13 protein-coding genes are annotated in these 17,206 nt (G+C 72.8%); 9 read left to right on the top strand and 4 right to left on the bottom strand.

All coding sequences use genetic code 11. The features are described from left to right. Positions 1–3 precede the first annotated feature (3 nt). From ACFT5B_RS01065 to ACFT5B_RS01045, 5 genes are all read left to right on the top strand, one after another. A complete protein-coding gene (locus ACFT5B_RS01065) occupies positions 4–1,350 on the top strand; it encodes an MFS transporter (protein WP_386796117.1) in 1,347 nt (448 codons plus the stop codon). Further along, complete coding sequence (locus ACFT5B_RS01060; protein ID WP_386796116.1) at positions 1,347–2,027, top strand: helix-turn-helix domain-containing protein; 681 nt, start codon at positions 1,347–1,349, stop codon at positions 2,025–2,027. The genes ACFT5B_RS01065 and ACFT5B_RS01060 overlap by 4 nt, the downstream gene beginning before the upstream one ends. Beyond that, complete coding sequence (locus tag ACFT5B_RS01055) at positions 2,020–2,604, top strand: AAA family ATPase (RefSeq protein ID WP_386796115.1); 585 nt, start codon at positions 2,020–2,022, stop codon at positions 2,602–2,604. The genes ACFT5B_RS01060 and ACFT5B_RS01055 overlap by 8 nt, the downstream gene beginning before the upstream one ends. A gap of 162 nt (positions 2,605–2,766) precedes the next feature. Further along, a complete protein-coding gene (locus tag ACFT5B_RS01050; RefSeq protein ID WP_386796114.1) occupies positions 2,767–4,428 on the top strand; it encodes an MDR family MFS transporter in 1,662 nt (553 codons plus the stop codon). 23 nt (positions 4,429–4,451) lie between these two features. Next, complete coding sequence (locus tag ACFT5B_RS01045; RefSeq protein ID WP_386796113.1) at positions 4,452–4,904, top strand: MarR family winged helix-turn-helix transcriptional regulator; 453 nt, start codon at positions 4,452–4,454, stop codon at positions 4,902–4,904. Here the strand turns inward: ACFT5B_RS01045 and ACFT5B_RS01040 are convergent. Both ACFT5B_RS01040 and ACFT5B_RS01035 read right to left on the bottom strand, forming a co-directional pair. Beyond that, positions 4,901–5,317 carry a (deoxy)nucleoside triphosphate pyrophosphohydrolase gene (locus ACFT5B_RS01040; protein ID WP_386796112.1) on the bottom strand — a complete coding sequence of 139 codons (417 nt, stop codon included), beginning with the start codon at positions 5,315–5,317 and terminating at the stop codon, positions 4,901–4,903. The two genes, ACFT5B_RS01045 and ACFT5B_RS01040, sit on opposite strands and share 4 nt — an antisense overlap. Positions 5,318–5,414: 97 nt before the next feature. Then, complete coding sequence (locus ACFT5B_RS01035; RefSeq protein ID WP_036955436.1) at positions 5,415–5,648, bottom strand: LuxR C-terminal-related transcriptional regulator; 234 nt, start codon at positions 5,646–5,648, stop codon at positions 5,415–5,417. A gap of 345 nt (positions 5,649–5,993) precedes the next feature. Here ACFT5B_RS01035 and ACFT5B_RS01030 point away from each other — a divergent pair, with 345 nt between their 5' ends. Together ACFT5B_RS01030 and ACFT5B_RS01025 are read left to right on the top strand one after the other, a co-directional pair. Beyond that, entirely contained in the window at positions 5,994–7,031 is a 1,038-nt protein-coding gene (locus ACFT5B_RS01030) for an SDR family oxidoreductase (RefSeq protein ID WP_386796111.1), read from the top strand. After that, positions 7,028–8,866, top strand: coding sequence for a glycoside hydrolase family 15 protein (locus ACFT5B_RS01025; protein WP_386796110.1), 1,839 nt, complete (start codon positions 7,028–7,030; stop codon positions 8,864–8,866). Before ACFT5B_RS01030 ends, ACFT5B_RS01025 begins: the two co-directional genes overlap by 4 nt. Before the next feature lies 1 nt (position 8,867). On the opposite strand, the gene ACFT5B_RS01020 is transcribed toward ACFT5B_RS01025, so the two are convergent. After that, on the bottom strand, positions 8,868–9,278 hold the full coding sequence (locus tag ACFT5B_RS01020; RefSeq protein WP_386796109.1) for a globin family protein: 411 nt from the start codon (positions 9,276–9,278) through the stop codon (positions 8,868–8,870). 164 nt (positions 9,279–9,442) lie between these two features. On the opposite strand from ACFT5B_RS01020, the gene rlmC reads away from it, so the two are divergent. Continuing rightward, complete coding sequence (rlmC, locus tag ACFT5B_RS01015; RefSeq protein ID WP_386796108.1) at positions 9,443–10,591, top strand: 23S rRNA (uracil(747)-C(5))-methyltransferase RlmC; 1,149 nt, start codon at positions 9,443–9,445, stop codon at positions 10,589–10,591. Here the strand turns inward: rlmC and ACFT5B_RS01010 are convergent. Beyond that, positions 10,578–11,009: a hypothetical protein gene (locus ACFT5B_RS01010; RefSeq protein WP_386796107.1), complete on the bottom strand. Its 432-nt coding sequence runs from the start codon at positions 11,007–11,009 to the stop codon at positions 10,578–10,580. The genes rlmC and ACFT5B_RS01010 overlap by 14 nt on opposite strands. Before the next feature lie 262 nt (positions 11,010–11,271). Between ACFT5B_RS01010 and ACFT5B_RS01005 the strand changes: the two genes are divergently transcribed. Beyond that, a complete protein-coding gene (locus ACFT5B_RS01005; RefSeq protein ID WP_386796106.1) occupies positions 11,272–17,196 on the top strand; it encodes a GH92 family glycosyl hydrolase in 5,925 nt (1,974 codons plus the stop codon). The last annotated feature ends 10 nt before the right edge of the window (positions 17,197–17,206 follow it).

The raw sequence follows: 17,206 nt of genomic DNA, 5'->3' as shown, positions 1-17,206 counted from the left end.
AACATGTCCTCTGCACTCGGCCGTCCGTTCTACCGGCTCTGGGGCGCGTCGCTCGCGTCCAACCTCGCCGACGGCCTCATGGCCGCAGCCGCGCCGCTCCTCGCGCTCCGGCTCACCGACGACCCGTTCGCGGTCTCCGCGATCACCGCGGCGAGCTTCCTGCCGTGGCTGCTGTTCGCCATCGCTTCCGGCGGGCTCGTCGACCGGCACGACCGCCGCCGCGTCATGGGCACCGCGAACACCGTGCGGTTCCTCGTCGCCGCGAGCGTCGGGATGCTCGTCGCGACGCACCACCTCCCCCTGTGGACGCTCGTCGTCGCGGTGTTCGTCCTCGGCAGCATGGAGACCGCGTTCGACGGCGGAGCCCAGGCCCTCGTCCCCGCGGTCACGCCGCGCACGCACCTCGACGCCGCGAACAGCCGCTTCCAGGCGGGCGAGATGGTCATGCAGGGCTTCGTCGCGATGCCCATCGGCGCCGCGCTCTTCGCGCTCTCCGAGCCGCTGCCGTTCGCGCTGTCCGCGCTCACGTTCGCAGGCTCCGCCGTGCTCGCGCTCACGCTCCCCGCGGCCGCCGCGCGCGCCCGGTCCGCGGACACCCCGACGACGTCCCCCGCCTCCCCGGGCACCGCACCGACACCGGTCCCCCGGCGGGGGTTCGTGCACGAGCTCGTCGAGGGCGCACGCTTCCTCTGGCACCACGCCACCCTCCGGCCGCTGTGGATCTTCTCGACGCTGACCGCGACCGCCCTCACGTTCGGCCAGGGCGCGCTGATCGTCTACGTCGTCAACGGGCTCGGCATCCCCCAGGGGTTCGTCGGAGCGTTCACGGCGCTGGCCGCGGTGGGCGGGCTCGTCGGCGCGACGATCGTCGGACCGGTGCGCCGCCGGTTCGGCCGCGCCACGTCGATGGTCGGGACGACGCTGCTCACCGGCCCCTTCCTCGCGATCCTCGGCCTGATGCCCGCCAACCTCGCAGGCCGGATCGCGGGCTGCGTGGCGTACGCCCTGTGCGCGATGCTCGTCATGATCTGGAACACCAACGCGATGACGGTCCGCCAGTCGCTCATCCCCGCCGAGCTGCTCGGCCGCGTCAACGGCACCTGGCGGACCGTCGGCTGGGGACTCACGCCGGTCGCCACCCTGCTGGGCGGGCTCGTCGCACGCTCCGGCCTGCGGCTCCCGCTGCTGATCGGCGGGGCGTTCGCGCTCTCCGTCGCGCTCGTTATGGGCCCGCGCGTCCACCGCGCGCTCACGGCCGTCGAGGACGCCACGTCACAGGACGACACCCGGGCGGACGACGCCGGCACCCCGACGCCGGACGTCGCTGCCGTCAGTACGCTCGAGGCATGAGCACGGCGCCGGACACCGCCCACGGTCAGGACTCGCGCGGCCCGGACGAGGTGGTCGCGGACGCCCTCGAGAACGCGCGCGACCTCGACCTCGCCACCCTCAAGGCCTTGTCGCACCCGTTGCGCGTCCGGCTGTGGGACCTCCTCGTGACGGCCGGCCCGGCGACGTCGACCACGCTCGCCCGCCAGACCGGCGAGTCCACCGGCTCGACCAGCTACCACCTGCGGCAGCTCGCGTCCCACGGGTTGGTCCAGGAGGTGCCGGACCGCGGAACGGCGCGCGAACGGTGGTGGCGCGCCGCGAGCGGGGCGCTGCGGGTGCGTGGCGGCGGCGACGAGTACGAGACGCCGTCGGGCGGGGAGGTCGTCCGGGCCTTCGGGTCGCAGTGGGCGAGCCTGCGCGCGGGCAGCCTCGAGCGCTTCCACGGGCGGGTGATCGACCGGGTCGAACCGGAGCGCTGGGTCGACGCCTCGGTCGACGCGACGTCGTTCGCGTACCTGACGCTCGAGGAGCTCGACGCCCTGTCCGCCGAGCTCGGAGCCGTGCTCGAGAAGTACGCCGGGGTCGCGCGGAGCCGCGAGGAACGTCCGAGCACCGAGCACCGCCGCATCGAGGTCCAGGTCCTGGCGTTCCCGACCATCGACCCGCGGGACGAGGGCGTCACCGCCGATGCCTGACGGGCGCACGCTCGGCGCGCGTGACGACGTCGTCGCCGCCGTCGGGCACGTGCCCGCCCGCATCGCCGTCGCCGGGGTCTCGGGGTCCGGCAAGACGACCCTCGGCCGCCGCGTCGCGGACCGGCTCGGACTCCCGCACACCGAGATCGACGCGCTCTTCCACGGCCCGGGCTGGACGCCGCGCGAGACGTTCCTCGACGACGTGCGCGCCGTCCTGGCGCAGCCCGCCTGGGTGACGGAGTGGCAGTACCGGGAGGCCAAACCCCTGATCCTCGAGCGCGTCGAGCTGCTGGTCTGGCTCGACCTGCCGACGCCCGTCGCGATGCAGCAGGTGATCCGCCGGACGCTCCGCCGCCGGCTCGGCCGGCAGGGGCTCTGGAACGGGAACCAGGAGCCACCCCTGCGGACCTTCTTCACCGACGACGAGCACATCGTCCGCTGGGCGTGGTCCACCCGGAACACGCTCCGCTCGCTCGACGAGCGCCTCGCGCGCGAGGCGCCGCACGTCGTCGTCGTGAGGCTGCGCACCCGGGGGCAGGTGGAGGACTGGTTCCAGCGCCTCCCCCGCGCCGTCTGACGGCGACGCCCGCCCGCAGCACCCGAGCCGCGCAGAAAGTTGCCCCTGGACAACAACCTGCCCTATGGTTGCACAACGCAATCATCCCCAGGGCCGGGCGACGTGCCCGCGGCGTCCCGCCGGAGCGCGGACGCCGCGGCCACCGGCCCCGAAGGAACCCCCATGCCCCAGGCGTCCACGGCGTCGCGACACGCGCACGACCACGACCAGCCGATGACGCACAAGCAGATCCTCGAGGCCCTCAGCGGGCTCCTCCTCGGCTTGTTCGTCGCGATCCTCTCGTCGACCGTCGTCTCCAACGCGCTGCCGACGATCATCTCCGACCTGCACGCCAGCGAGACCGCCTACACCTGGGTCATCACGGCGACGCTGCTCGCCATGACGGTCTCGACCCCGGTCTGGGGCAAGCTGTCCGACCTCTTCAGCAAGAAGCTGCTCGTCCAGCTCGGCCTCGTGATCTACGTGCTGGGGTCGTGCCTCGCGGGGCTCTCGCACAACGCCGGCACCCTCATCACCGCGCGCGCCATCCAGGGCATCGGCGCAGGCGGCATGACCGCCCTCGTGCAGACGATCATCGCGACGATGATCCCGCCGCGCGAGCGCGGCCGGTACTCGGGCTACATGGGCGGCGTCTTCGCCCTCGGCACGATCGCCGGGCCGCTCATCGGCGGCGCGATCGTCGACACCTCATGGCTCGGCTGGCGCTGGTGCTTCTACGTCGGGGTGCCGTTCGCCGTGGTCGCGCTCGTCGTGCTGCAGCGCACGCTGCACCTGCCGACGACGAAGCGCGCGGTCAAGATCGACTGGACCGGCGCCACGCTCGTCACGGCCGCGGCGTCGCTGCTCCTCGTCTGGATCTCGTTCGCGGGCTCGAAGTACGACTGGCTCTCCTGGCAGACCGCCGCCATGCTCGGCGGTTCGGCGCTCCTGTGGCTCACCTTCGTCGTCGTCGAGCGGCGGACCAAGGAGCCGATGGTGCCGCTGCACCTGTTCGCGAACCGCTCGATCGCGCTCGCCGTGGTCGCCTCGCTCCTCATCGGCGTCGCCATGTACTCGGGCACGACGTTCCTCAGCCAGTACTTCCAGCTCGCCCGCGGCGACTCCCCGACCGAGGCGGGCCTGCTGACCCTCCCGATGATCATCGGTCTGGCGGCGATCTCGCTGCTCTCGGGGCAGTTCATCAGCCGGACCGGGCGTTGGAAGGGCGTGCTCGTCCTCGGCGGCGTCCTCACGGTCGCCGGTCTGGTGCTCATGGGCACCGCGCGCGCGGGCACCGCCTACGGCCTGCTCGCGCTCTACATGTTCCTCATCGGGGCGGGCCTGGGCATGACCCAGCAGAACCTCGTGCTGTCCGTGCAGAACCAGGTGGCCCGCAGCGAGCTGGGCTCCGCGAGCGCCCTCGTCGCGTTCATGCGGACGCTCGGCGGCGCCGTCGGCGTGTCGGCGCTCGGCGCGCTCCTGGCGCACCACGTCGTCACGTACATCGCCCAGGGGCTCAAGGGGATCGGGGTCCACGCGACCGGGGCGTCGTCCGGCGCGGTGCCGAAGGTCTCAGCCCTCCCGCAGCCGGTGCGCGGCGTGGTCGAGGCCGCGTACGGGCACGGCGTGGCCGACGTCTTCCTCTGGTCGGCGCCCGTCGTCCTGCTGGGTCTCGTCGCGATCCTCTTCATCAAGGAGGTGCCGCTGCGGACCGCGAACGCCGCTTCGCCCGTCGAGGAGCTCGCCGCCGACGCGGGGGTCGTCCTGCTCGACGACGACCTCACCGGAGCCGACGCCGGGCCCGGCCGCCCGGCGACCACCGCGTCGCAGGGCGCGCGAGGCTGACGGCGGTCGCGGCGATGGTCCTCGTGGCGCCACGGCCGGAAGCGACGGACGAGGCGGGTATCCACGCCGTCGAGCGCGAGCTCGCGATGCTCGTCCGTCGCACCCGGTCGGCCTCCCGGCGGATGGCGGAGGAGGTCCACCGCGGCGTGGACGCCGCCGCGTACAGCCTGCTCGTGCGGCTCGCGGACGCCGGCGAGAGCCGGCCGAGCGACCTCGCCGAGCACTTCGGCGTCGGGAAGCCGACCGTCGGACGCCAGCTCGCGTGCCTCGAGCAGCTCGGCCTCGTCGCGCGCCGTCCCGACCCCGACGACGGGCGCGCGCACATCCTGGGCCTCACAGCCCTCGGCGAAGGCTGGGTCGCGACCCAGCGGGAGCGCCGCCAGACGGCCCTGGGCGCCCGGTTCGCCGCGTGGTCGGACGAGGACCTCACGGCCCTCGCGCGCACCTTGGCGCGTCTGAACGACGCGCTCCGCTAGGCGAACCGGGCCGCGAGCGCCTCGACGATGGGGACGTCGCCGTCGAGCCAGGGGACGTCGAGCCAGGATCCGCGCGGCAGCCAGCGCAGCTCGTCGTGGACCTCGATCGGGGCGGGTTCTCCCGTCACGACGCGCGCGAGCCAGAGACGCATGACGTGACGTGCGGTGATCGGCCACGCGCCGCCGTCGGGCGCGGTGACCTCGGGTCCGAGCTCGGCGACGACGCCCAGCTCCTCGGCGAGCTCCCGGTGCAGCGCTGCGACCGGGTCCTCGCCGTCGTCGACCTTGCCGCCGGGGAACTCCCAGCGTCCCGCGAGCTCCGCCGGCCACGTCCGACGGCCCGCGAGGAGCAAGCGCGGCGAGGTCAGGTCGTCGACGATCGCGGCAGCGACCACCAGGCGGCGGGATTCCATGACGGAAGTCTCCCACCTCGGCGTTCGGCCCCGACCGCGGGGGTCGGCCCGTCGCACGTCCGCAGCGCCGCGGACGGTGGACGACGGGCCGGCGATGTCAGCGAAGGCCGGCGCGGCGGGCGTACTCGAGCGCTTCGGCGCGCGTCGAGACCCCGAGCTTGCGGTAGAGCGAGCGGACCTGCGACTTGACGGTGTTGCGCGTCACGAAGAGCTGGGTCGCGATCTGCTCGAGCGTCACGTCCTCCGAGAGGTGAGACAGCACGACACGCTCGCGGCGCGTCAGCGTGCTCGCGAGGTCGGCGTCGGGTCGAGTCATCTCCATGATGCTCATCTGATCCTCCAGGTGTTCTCCGGTCCTCGGGGTGCGTCCGGGACCGAACGGTGTTGGTACATGGAGAGACGGAGGACACGTGGGTTCATGACGCGAGTTCGCGAAGATTCTTTCCGAGCCGTCTGTCGCGGTGCTCGCCGGCCCTGCGTGGGGGTCCGTGCGGGTCTGCAGTTGTGACCTCGGCACCCCGGCCGGACCTCGTCGGGTGACCGATGGTCGCAGCGCCAGTCTCGGGGCCCGCGGGACGCGTCGCAACCGCGGAGCGGTCACGGATCGGCAACGCCGCCGAGGGTGTCGGCGCTCCGTCGTCGTGCGAGCACAGGTGCGCCGTGACTGAATCGGGGTATGTCGACCACGAACGCACCGGAGGAGCGAAGGACCGTCGTCGTGACGGGGGCGAGCGGCGGGATCGGGAGGGCGACGGCGGTCGAGCTGGCGAGGCGCGGCGCGACCGTCGCGCTGCTCGCGCGAGGCCGCGCCGGGCTCGAGGGGGCGGCCCGGGACGTCGAGGCCGCGGGCGGCCGTCCGATCGTCATCGAGGTGGACGTCGCCGACGCGGACGCGGTCGAGGCCGCCGCCGACCGGGTCGAGGCCGAGGCCGGTCCGATCGACGCGTGGGTCAACGTCGCGTTCACGTCCGTCTTCGCGCCGGCGCACGACATCGCACCCGAGGAGTATCGGCGCGTCACGGAGGTGTCCTATCTCGGCTACGTCTACGGGACCCTCGCGGCGCTGAAACGGATGCGACCGCGGGACCGCGGCGTCGTCGTGCAGGTGGGGTCGGCGCTCGCCTACCGCGGCATCCCGCTGCAGAGCGCGTACTGCGGCGCGAAGCACGCGATCCAGGGCTTCACCGAGTCCGTGCGGTGCGAGCTGATGCACGAGAAGTCCGGCGTGCGGATCACCATGGTGCAGATGCCCGCGGTGAACACGCCGCAGTTCTCGTGGGTGCTGTCCCGGCTGCCAAAGCAGGCGCAGCCCGTCCCGCCGATCTACCAGCCCGAGGTGGCGGCGCGCGCTGTCGCGTGGGCCCTGGACCACCCGCAACGCCGGGAGTGGTGGGTCGGCGCCAGCACGGCGGGGACGATCGGCCTCAACGCGGTCGTGCCCGGCATCCTCGACCGGTACCTCGCGCGCACGGGTTTCGGCTCGCAGCAGACGTCCGACCCGCGCCCGCCCGACCAGCCGGCCAACCTGTGGGAGCCCGCCGACGGCGAAGGCGGCCGCGACTTCGGGGCGCACGGGATCTTCGACGCGCAGGCGCACGGGTCGAGCCTGCAGCTGTGGGCCACCCGGCACCGTCGAGCGGTCGGCCTGACGGCCGCGGGCGCCATCGCCGCGCTCGCCGGCGCGCTGGCGACGAGGACGGCGGGCAGGTCGTGAGCCCACGCTCCGGGCCTCAGCCGCGGCACGGCGAGGCCCCGCCACAGCCGCGCGCGTGGGAGCACTACGGCCCGCACCCGCAGCGCGACTACGCGTTCCTCGGGGACGGCCACCGCGGCGCGCTCGTCGGGCCGCGCGGCGACCTCGTCTGGCTGTGCGCGCCGACGTGGCACGACGACGCCGTGCTCTCCTCCCTCGTCGGCGGCGAGGGTGTCTACGCCGTGACGCCGCTCGTCCCGTACGTGGCGGGCGGGTCCTACGAGCCCGGGACGCTCGTCTGGGGTGCGCGGTGGATCACGCCCGGCGCCGTCGTCGCCGGGCGGGATGCCCTGGTCACGCCGGGCGACCCGCACGTCGTCCGGCTGCTGCGGAGCGTCCGCGCCGACACCGAGGACGTGCCGCTGCGCATCGTCCTCGACCTCCGGGCGCACTTCGGCGACGACCGCCCCCGCGGGGTCCGGCGCTCCGAGGCGGAGGTCCAAGCCTGGGGCCGCGCGTGGAGCGGGCGCGTCGGCGACCTGTGGTTCCGCTGGTGGGGGGCGGACGACGCGACCCGGCCCCGGTCCGGTCCCTGGCGCGGAACGTTCGTCGTCGAGACGACGCTCGCGGCCGGGCAGAGCCGGGACCTGCTGCTCGAGGTGTCGGACCGGCCCTTCGACCGCGCCGACGACGAGCCGCCGTCGGCGGCCCAGCTCTGGGACACCACGACCCGGTGGTGGGCCGACCACGTGCCGCCCTTCGACGACGCGGTCAGCCCCCGCGACGCCCGGCACGCCTACGCCGTCCTGCGCGGGCTGACGGTTCCCGGTGGCGGCATGGTCGCCGCGGCGACCCTCGGCCTGCCCGAGCGGGCCGCGGGTGGTCGCAACTACGACTACCGGTACGTGTGGCTGCGCGACCAGGCGTACGCGGGGCACGCGGCGGCGGTCGACGAGCCGCACCCCCTGCTCGACGACGCCGTCGCGTTCGCCGTGGCGCGCATCCTCGAGCACGGGCCGAAGCTCGCGCCGGCCTACACCGTCGTCGGCACCGACCTGCCCCGCGAGCGCCGGCTCGACCTGCTCGGCTACCCGGGCGGTTCGGACGTCGTAGGGAACCACGTGGTCGACCAGTTCCAGCTCGACACCGTGGGGGAGCTCATCCAGCTGCTCGCCCGCGCAGCGGCGCTCGACCACCTCGACGCGGACGGTCGCCAGGCCCTGCAGCTCATGTGCGAGGTCGCGCGAGAGCGCTGGGACGAGCCGGACGCGGGCATCTGGGAGCTCGAGGACGCCTGGTGGACGCAGTCCCGGCTCGCCGTCGTCGCCGGGCTGCGCGCGACGGCGGCGGTGAGCGACCGGCACCAGGCCGGGGAGCTCGCGACGCTCGCGGACACGATCCTGGCGCGCACGTCGGAACGGTGCCTGCGGCCGGACGGCGCGTGGGCGCGGCGGCCGGGCGCGCCCGGCACCGACGCGAGCATGCTGCTCGCGCCGGTGCGGGGCGCGCTGCCGGCCGACGACCCGCGGACCCGGGCCACCCTGCGAGCGGTGACGGAGGAGCTCGCCCGGGACGGCTTCGTGTACCGGTTCGCGCCGGACGAACGGCCCCTCGGCGAGGCCGAGGGGGCGTTCCTGCTGTGCGGTTTCACGACGGCGCTCGCCTGGTGGTACGAGGGCGACTCCGCGCAGGCCTTCCGCTGGTTCGAGCGGACGGCCGCGGCGTGCGGGCCGCCGGGGCTGTTCGCGGAGGAGTACGACGTCGGCGAGCGGCAGCTGCGCGGCAACCTCCCGCAGGCCTTCGTGCATGCCGCCCTGCTGGAGTCGGCTCAGCGGCTCGCGTCCCCGGCGGACTGACTCAGGCGGCGGCCATCGCGCCCTTCATCTCGCCCGAGACGAGCACGTAGCACGCGGTCCACGCTTCCTCGACCTCGGGCGTGAACGCGTCGCCGAGTCCCTTGCCGAGGGTCGCGAGGAGCGCGGCGCCGACGGTGTCGAAGTGCTCGGGCTTCACCCCGTATGCGGCGTGGCGGGCGCCCAGGCCCCGGACGACCTCCGACGCGAGCTCCCAGTCGTCCAGCCCGTCGACCGCGAGGCCGAGCATCGTCATGAGCTTCTTGCGCTGCTCGGTCAGGTCGTCCTTGAAGAGGCGGCGCAGGCTCGGGTCGAGCGTGAAGAGCTCGTCGTAGAAGATCTCCGACGCGGTGTCGGCGATCGGCGCCACCTGGGCGAAGGTGGACTGGACGAGGTCGATCTGGCGCTGGTCCATGGGTGGTTCCTTGTCGATCGTGACGGCCGGGCCGGTGCCCGGGTCGGCGAGTACGGTCCTGAGGAACGAGGTCCCCCGGGCGTAACCGTGACGCAAGCCTCGTTTCCGCGCAATACCCGTCCCGCGGGACGGGCAGCGCGGCCCGGCGCCCGTAGGCTCGTGGCGTGCAGTGCCCCCACTTCGACGCCGGTGAGTGCCGGTCGTGCGCGCTCATGGGGCAGCCGTACCCCGTGCAGGTCGCCGACAAGGAGGCGCGCTGCCGGGAGCTGCTCGACGGCGTCGGCGGCGGGGACGCCGTCTGGCTCGAGCCGTTCACGGGACCCGAGTCGGGGTTCCGGAACAAGGCGAAGATGGTCGTGACCGGGACCGTCGACGCGCCGGTCCTCGGGATCCTCGACCATCGCGACCCCTCGGGCGCGACGGGGGTCGACCTGACGGACTGCGGGCTCTATCCCGCGAGCCTCCAGGCGACGTTCGGGCCGCTCGCGGCCTTCGTCACGCGCGCCGGGCTCGCCCCCTACGACGTGGCCACGCGCCGGGGCGAGCTCAAGTACCTCATCGTCACCCAGGCGCCGTCGGGCGAGCTCATGGTCCGGTGGGTGCTTCGCTCGCAGGAGCCGGTCGCGCGGATCCGCAAGCACCTGGGGTGGCTGCGCGACGCGCTGCCGGGCCTCGCCGTCGCGTCGGTGAACGTGCAGCCCGAGCACAAGGCGATCCTCGAGGGCGACCTCGAGCTCGTGCTGACCGAGCGCGAGACCCTCACGATGCGGGTCGGCGGGCTCGACCTGCACCTGCGTCCGCAGAGCTTCTTCCAGACGAACACGACCGTCGCGACCGCGCTCTACGACCAGGTCGCCGCCTGGGTCGACGAGGCCGCGCCCGCGCGCCTGTGGGACCTGTACTGCGGCGTCGGCGGGTTCGCGCTGCACTGCGCGGCGCCGGGCCGCGAGGTGGTGGGCGTGGAGACGAGCCGGGAGGCCGTCGCGAGCGCCGCGCTCACCGCGCGCGACGCGGGGCTCCCGGGCATGCGCTTCGTCGCCGACGACGCGACCGCGTTCGCGCTCGCCGCCCCGCCCGACGCCGTCCCGGACCTCGTGGTCGTCAACCCGCCCCGCCGCGGGATCGGGCCGGAGCTCGCGGGCTGGCTCGAGGCGTCGGGTGTGCGGGACGTCGTCTACTCGAGCTGCAACGCGGTGACGCTCGCGAGGGACCTGGCCGCGATGCCGTCCCTCCGGCCCACCCACGTCCGGCTGCTCGACATGTTCCCCCAGACGCACCACTACGAGGTCGTCGCGCGGCTCACGCGCCGCTGACCTCGCGCCGCGGCGGCCCCCAGGAGCCGTCGGTCCCGACCACCCAGACCGGGTCGTCCAACGGGTCGTGCCGCTCCATGACCGCCTCCGCGACGACGCCCTCGGGCGCCGCGTAGGTGGGCGGCGGCAGCGGCTTCCGGCCGAGGTAGAGCTCCTGGACCTCGCCGAGCCCCTGCACCCCGGGCCTGATGGTGCGGCGCACGGGCGTCGGCGTCCTGCGGGCCGCCTCGCGGACGATCCGCCAGACCACCGCGACGACGAAGACGCCGTAGAGGAAGAGCGACGAGACCGCGGACAAGACGCTGCCCTCCGTGCCCGGCTTCCAGACGAGCAGGACGACCCACACCACCGCGGTCGCCGACACGATCGTCCAGGAGAGCGCGGTGGATCGTCGTCCCGTGCCGCCGTCGGCCGCCATCGTTCCACCCTCCCTCGGAACCGGTGTCCCCATCGTGCCACCGAAGACGCCACGCCGCCGCGAGGCGGCCGAGGCACCTCCACCGCGACACGCCGGTGCGAATTCATTCCGGGACTTGAGTATTGCCTCACCCTGTGGTCTCGTATGGCTCGCAAGACAACGCTGTCAGCCTGTGGCGACCGTGCCGCACCGAGCCCCGAGGTCATCGATGCCTTCTCGCGCTACCACTCCACCACCCCTCGCCCCACCCCAAAGACGGCCCGTGAGCCGCCCGCGCTGGCTCCGGCTCGCGCTCCCCCCGGTCCTGGCCCTCACGGTCGGAGCCACCGGGGTGGGCGCCGCGAACGCGACGACGCTCCACGCGTCCCCCGACGCGCCGGCGGCGCAGACCGGCGGCGGGTCGTTCTTCACGTCGTTCGAGCCCGACGACCCCCAGCCCACCTGGGACAGCGAGACCGAGCAGGGCACGGACGGCCCGCGCTCGTCCGGCGTCGTCGGGACGACCGTGCTCGAGCGCAGCCCCAGCACGCCGGTCGGCGACAACCTGCTCGGCGGCGCCACGGACACGCGCGCGTGGGAGGGGCCGTTCCAGAACGGCGTCGGGAACGTGCCCGGCACGCTCCAGCCCACGAGCGACACCGGCGACACCGCGATGCACTGGGCGATGCAGTCGGCCGGCGAGACCTGGACGCAGGTGCCGATGCCGAACCTCGTCCGCGGCGTCCCGCTGCGCGCGCAGGTGACGCTCAGCGGCAGCGGCACGGTGTTCTTCAACGTCTACGACGGCGGCCGCGACGTGGGCGGCGAGGAGGTCGCTCTCACGGCCAAGCCGCGGACGGTCACGGTCGACATCGCGCGACCCACGAGCGGCGGCGGCACGCCCCAGTTCCAGATCCGCACCCACAGCAGCGGCGCGCTCGACGTCACCATCGCCGACGCGTCCGTCCAGCAGCTCAAGCCCGGCACGATCGACTTCCCCGGCGACATCACGAGCACGGTCGCCAAGGTGAGCGCCAGCGGCGAGAACCCGCCGGACGAGGTCGCCGCCAACCTCGCCGACGGCAAGGTCAGCACCAAGTGGCTCACGGGATCCCGGACCCCCACGGTGACCTACGAGCTCAAGGAGCCTGCCGCCGTCGCCACGTACGCGCTCGCGTCCGCGGGCGACGCGCCCGACCGCGACCCGCGGTCGTGGAAGCTCCAGGGATCGAGCGACGGCTCCAGCTGGACGACCCTCGACACCCGCACCAACCAGGCCTTCGCCGACCGGCTGGAGACCCGCGAGTACACGGTCGAGAAGCCCCAGGCGTTCCGGTACTACCGCTTGGCCGTCACGGAGAACTCCGGGAGCGACGGCACCCAGCTCGCCGAGTGGCTGCTGTCCACGACGCCCGCGAAGCGGACGCCCATGGCGACGACGCTCGGCTCCGGCCCGGCGAACGCCTACGACGCCAAGACGCAGGCCGGCTGGACCGGCATGCACGCCCTGCACCTCGCGGGCAGCCAGACGGCCGAGGGCCACGGCTTCGCGTACAACAAGGTGCTCGACGTCGACGTGCCCGTCGGGACGGGCACGCAGCTGTCGTACGAGCTGTTCCCCGAGGCGTCCGAGAAGGACCGGTCGTACGCGAGCACGCACGTCGCCGTGGACCTCGCGTTCACCGACGGCACCTACCTCAGCCAGCTCGGCGCCACGGACGCTCACGGCTACGCGCTCGACCCGCAGGGCCAGGGCGACTCGAAGGTGCTCTACGTCAACCAGTGGAACGCCGTCCGGAGCGAGATCGGCAAGGTCGCCGCCGGCAAGACGATCGACCGCATCCTCGTCGGGTACGACAACACCGCGGGGCCGGCCGACTTCAGCGGCTGGGTCGACGACATCCGCGTCGGCGACGCTCCGCCGGCGAACACGTCCGCGCACCCGTCCGACCACGTCCTCACGACCCGCGGCACCAACTCGTCGGGCGACTTCTCGCGGGGCAACAACATCCCCGCGACGGCGGTCCCGCACGGCTTCAACTTCTGGACGCCGGCTACGGACTCCGGCTCCGCCACCTGGGAGTACCGCTACCAGCAGGGCAACGACAGCCAGAACCGGCCGACGATCCAGTCGTTCAACCTCAGCCACGAGCCGAGCCCGTGGATCGGTGACCGGCAGACGTTCCAGATCATGCCGTCCGCCCAGACCGGCAAGCCCGACGCGAGCCGCTCGGTGCGGGCCGAGACCTTCAGCCACGACAACGAGGTGGCGCGCCCGTACTACTACGGCGTCACGTTCGACGACGGCATGAAGACCGAGATCGCGCCCACCGACCATGCGGCGATGTTCCGGTTCACGTTCACGGGCGACGAGTCGAACGTCCTGCTCGACAACGTCAACAACGCCGGCGGGCTGACGCTCGACCCGACGACCGGCACGCTCTCGGGCTACACGGACGTCGCGGCCGGCAACCAGAGCAACGGGTACAAGCGGATGTACGTCTACGCGACGTTCGACCGCCCCGCCACGGCGGGCGGCAAGCTCGCGACGAGCGGCCGCGAGAACGTCTCGGGCTACCTGACCTTCGACACGTCGAAGAGCAAGACCGTCGAGATGCGGATCGCGACGTCGCTGGTCGGCGTCGCCCAGGCCAAGCACAACCTGGGGCTGGAGATCGCCGACGGCGACACGTTCGAGCAGGTCCGGGACCGCGCGCAGGCGCTGTGGGACGCGAAGCTCGGCGTGATCGACGTCGAGGGCGCGACCGAGGACCAGCTCACGACGCTGTACTCGAACCTCTACCGGCTCAACCTCTACCCGAACTCGGGCTACGAGAACACCGGCACCGCGGCGTCGCCCGTCTGGAAGCACGTCGACCAGTCGGGCACGAGCCTCGACCCGGCTCCCGACGGCACGACGGCCACGACGACCGGCGCGCCGATCGTCGACGGCAAGGTCTACGTCGACAACGGCTTCTGGGACACCTACCGGACCACGTGGCCGGCGTACTCGCTGCTGTACCCGGGCGACGCCGCGGAGATGGTCGACGGCATGACCCAGGAGTACGCGGACGGCGGCTGGGTCTCGCGCTGGTCCGCCCCCGGCTACGCGAACTCGATGACGGGCACCAGCTCGGACGTGGCGTTCGCCGACGCGTTCGTCAAGGGCGTCGACATCAACGTGCAGCGCGCCTACGAGGCGTCGCTGAAGAACGCGTCCGTCGCGCCGCCGAACGAGAACGTGGGCCGCAAGGGCCAGGACCAGGCGACGTTCCTCGGCTACACGCCGTCGTCGACGCACGAGAGCGCGTCGTGGTCGCTCGAGGACTACCTCAACGACTACGGCATCGCGATGATGTCGAAGAAGCTCCTCGACTCGACCGACGCGTCGGACGCGCACCACCAGGAGTACGCGGACAACTACGAGTACTACCTCAACCGCTCGCTCGACTACGTCAACCTTTTCGACTCGCAGACCGGGTTCTTCCGCGCCAAGGACGCCTCGGGTGACTGGGCGCAGGCCGCGTCGGACTTCGACCCGCGCGCGTGGGGCAGCCCCTACACCGAGACGGACGCCTGGAACTTCGCGTTCCACGCGGTCCAGGACCCGCAGGGTCTGGCCAACCTGTACGGCGGCCGCACAAAGCTCGCCGACAAGCTCGACGAGTTCTTCGCGACCCCCGAGACGGCGCAGTACCCCGGCGCCTACGGCGGCGTGATCCACGAGATGCGCGAGGCCAAGGCGGTCCGCATGGGCCAGTGGGGACTGAGCAACCAGGTCTCGCACCACATCCCGTACCTGTACGACGCCGTCGGACAGCCCTCGAAGACCCAGGCCATCGTCCGTGAGGCTCTCGCCCGCGGGTTCGTGGGCAGCGAGATCGGCCAGGGCTACCCGGGCGACGAGGACAACGGCGAGATGTCGGGGTGGCAGGTCTTCAGCTCGCTGGGCTTCTACCCGCTGCAGGTCGGCAGCCCCACGTACGCGATCGGCTCGCCGCTCTTCACGAAGGCGACGATCCACCTCGCGAGCGGCAAGGACCTCGTCATCAGCGCGCCGGACAACAGCGCGACGAACGTCTACGTTCAGGGCGTCACGGTCAACGGGAAGGCCCAGAACTCGACGGTCTTCACGCAGGACCAGCTCACCGCCGGCGGCACCGTCGTCTTCAACATGGGCCCGACGCCGTCGTCGTGGGGCACCGGGGCGAAGGACGGCCTGCCGTCGATCACCCAGGGCGACGACGTCCCCGACCCGCTCGCCGACGTCACCGGCCCGAAGGCCGGGAAGGCGACGGCCGACGACGCCGACGCCGAGGTGGCCAAGCTCTTCGACAACACGTCCGGCACGGGGGCGACGTTCTCGTCCGCGACGCCCACGGTGTCGTACGCGCTCACCGGCCGCACCGCCCGCGCCACCATGTACACGCTGACGTCGGCGGCCGCGAAGGGTGCCGACCCGACCGCCTGGAAGCTGCAGGGCTCGCAGGACGGCAAGACGTGGGTCACGCTCGACACCCGCAGCGGCGAGACGTTCTCCGAGCGTCAGCAGACGCGGGCGTTCTCCGTGGCGCACCCGGGCATCTACCGGCAGTACCGGGTGGCGGTGACGAAGAGCCAGGCGAAGACGACCGCCCTGTCCGAGGTCGAGCTGCTCGCGCACACCCCGCGCGTCTCGGAGCTCGCGGACGTCATCACGTCGGCGCGGCAGCACCACGAGATCCCGGAGCGCACCGCCAAGGACCTCGGCGCGCTCGTCGACGCGGCCCAGAAGGCCGAGGACGCCGGGGACGCCGACGCCGTGAAGGCCCAGGTGCGGGCGCTCAAGGCCGCGATGGACGGCATGCCGCAGAGCCTGCTGCCCGACGACGTGCGGGCGCAGCTCGAGCTCGTCGTGTCGCAGTGGATCGGCGACGGCGAGGGACTGGACCTGCTGCGAGCCCAGCTCGGTGAGCTGACCCGCAGCAAGGACATCATCGGCGGGGTCTCGCACGACCTGGTCGACCTGGTCGACAAGGCCCAGGCCGCCGCCGACGGCAACCACGCCGCGCCGCTCGCGCAGGCCCTCGAGGACCTGCGGTCCGCGATCGCCGGCGCGAAGGACAACAAGGTGAGCAAGGACGCCAAGGCGGCCCTGCTGCCGCTGGTCGACCAGCTGATCGCGTCCCCGCCGTCGACGACGCGGGCGACCAGCGCCGCCGCGGTGCTCATGAGCGACTACGACCCGGGCAAGGCCTGGTGGCCGTCGAGCTGGTGGAACTCCGCCGTCGCGACCCAGACCGTCGTCGAGTACATGCAGCGCACGGGTGACACGAGCTACCTGGCGCAGGTGGACCGCACGTTCGAGCAGGACAAGGGGAAGTTCCCCGCGGGCCAGCTCTCCGGTGACGAGCTCCTCGGCAACTTCACCAGCCGGGCGATCGACGACTCCGAGTGGTGGGGCCTCGCCTGGGTCCAGGCGTACGACCTGACCGGTGACCAGAAGTACCTCGACATGGCCACGAAGATCGGCGAGTACGTCGACGGGTACTGGGACACCAGCACCTGCGGGGGCGGGGTCTGGTGGGACGCCGAGCGCACCTACAAGAACGCGGTCACGAACGGCCTCTGGGTCCGCCTGACGGCCGAGCTGCACAACCGCATCAAGGGCGACACGACCTGGCTCGCGCGCTCGCAGGCGGGCTGGGACTGGATCACCTCGAGCGGGATGATCAACGCCAAGGGGCTCGTGAACGACGGCCTCGACGCCAAGTGCCAGAACAACGGCGGCACCGTGTGGACGTACAACCAGGGCGTGTTCCTGGGCGGCGGCCTCGAGCTCTACAAGGCCACCGGCGACGCGTCCGTCCTCAAGACGGTGCGCAAGCTCGCCGACGCCGGCACGACCGACCCGGAGCTGGTCACCGACGGGATCCTCACCGAGGAGTGCGACCCAGCCGGCACCTGCGACGACAACGCCAAGCAGTTCAAGGGCGTGTTCCTCCGGTACCTGGGTGACCTCAACGACACGCTGAAGGACCACCCGTACCAGGCGTTCGTCGACCGCCAGGCCCAGTCCGTCTGGGCGCACGACCGGAACCGCGACGACCGCCTCGGTCTGCGCTGGGCCGGCGGCAACGGGACGGAGAAGGCCAACACGTTCGACTGGCGCACCCAGGCCAGCGCGCTGAGCGCCCTGCTCGCGGCGATCCCGGCGAAGGAGGCCTGACAGCCGTCCG

The sequence above is a fragment of the Luteimicrobium sp. NPDC057192 genome (assembly GCF_042670205.1).
Classification (GTDB): Bacteria; Actinomycetota; Actinomycetes; order Actinomycetales; family Cellulomonadaceae; genus Luteimicrobium.
This window is presented reverse-complemented; position numbering and strand designations above follow the sequence as displayed.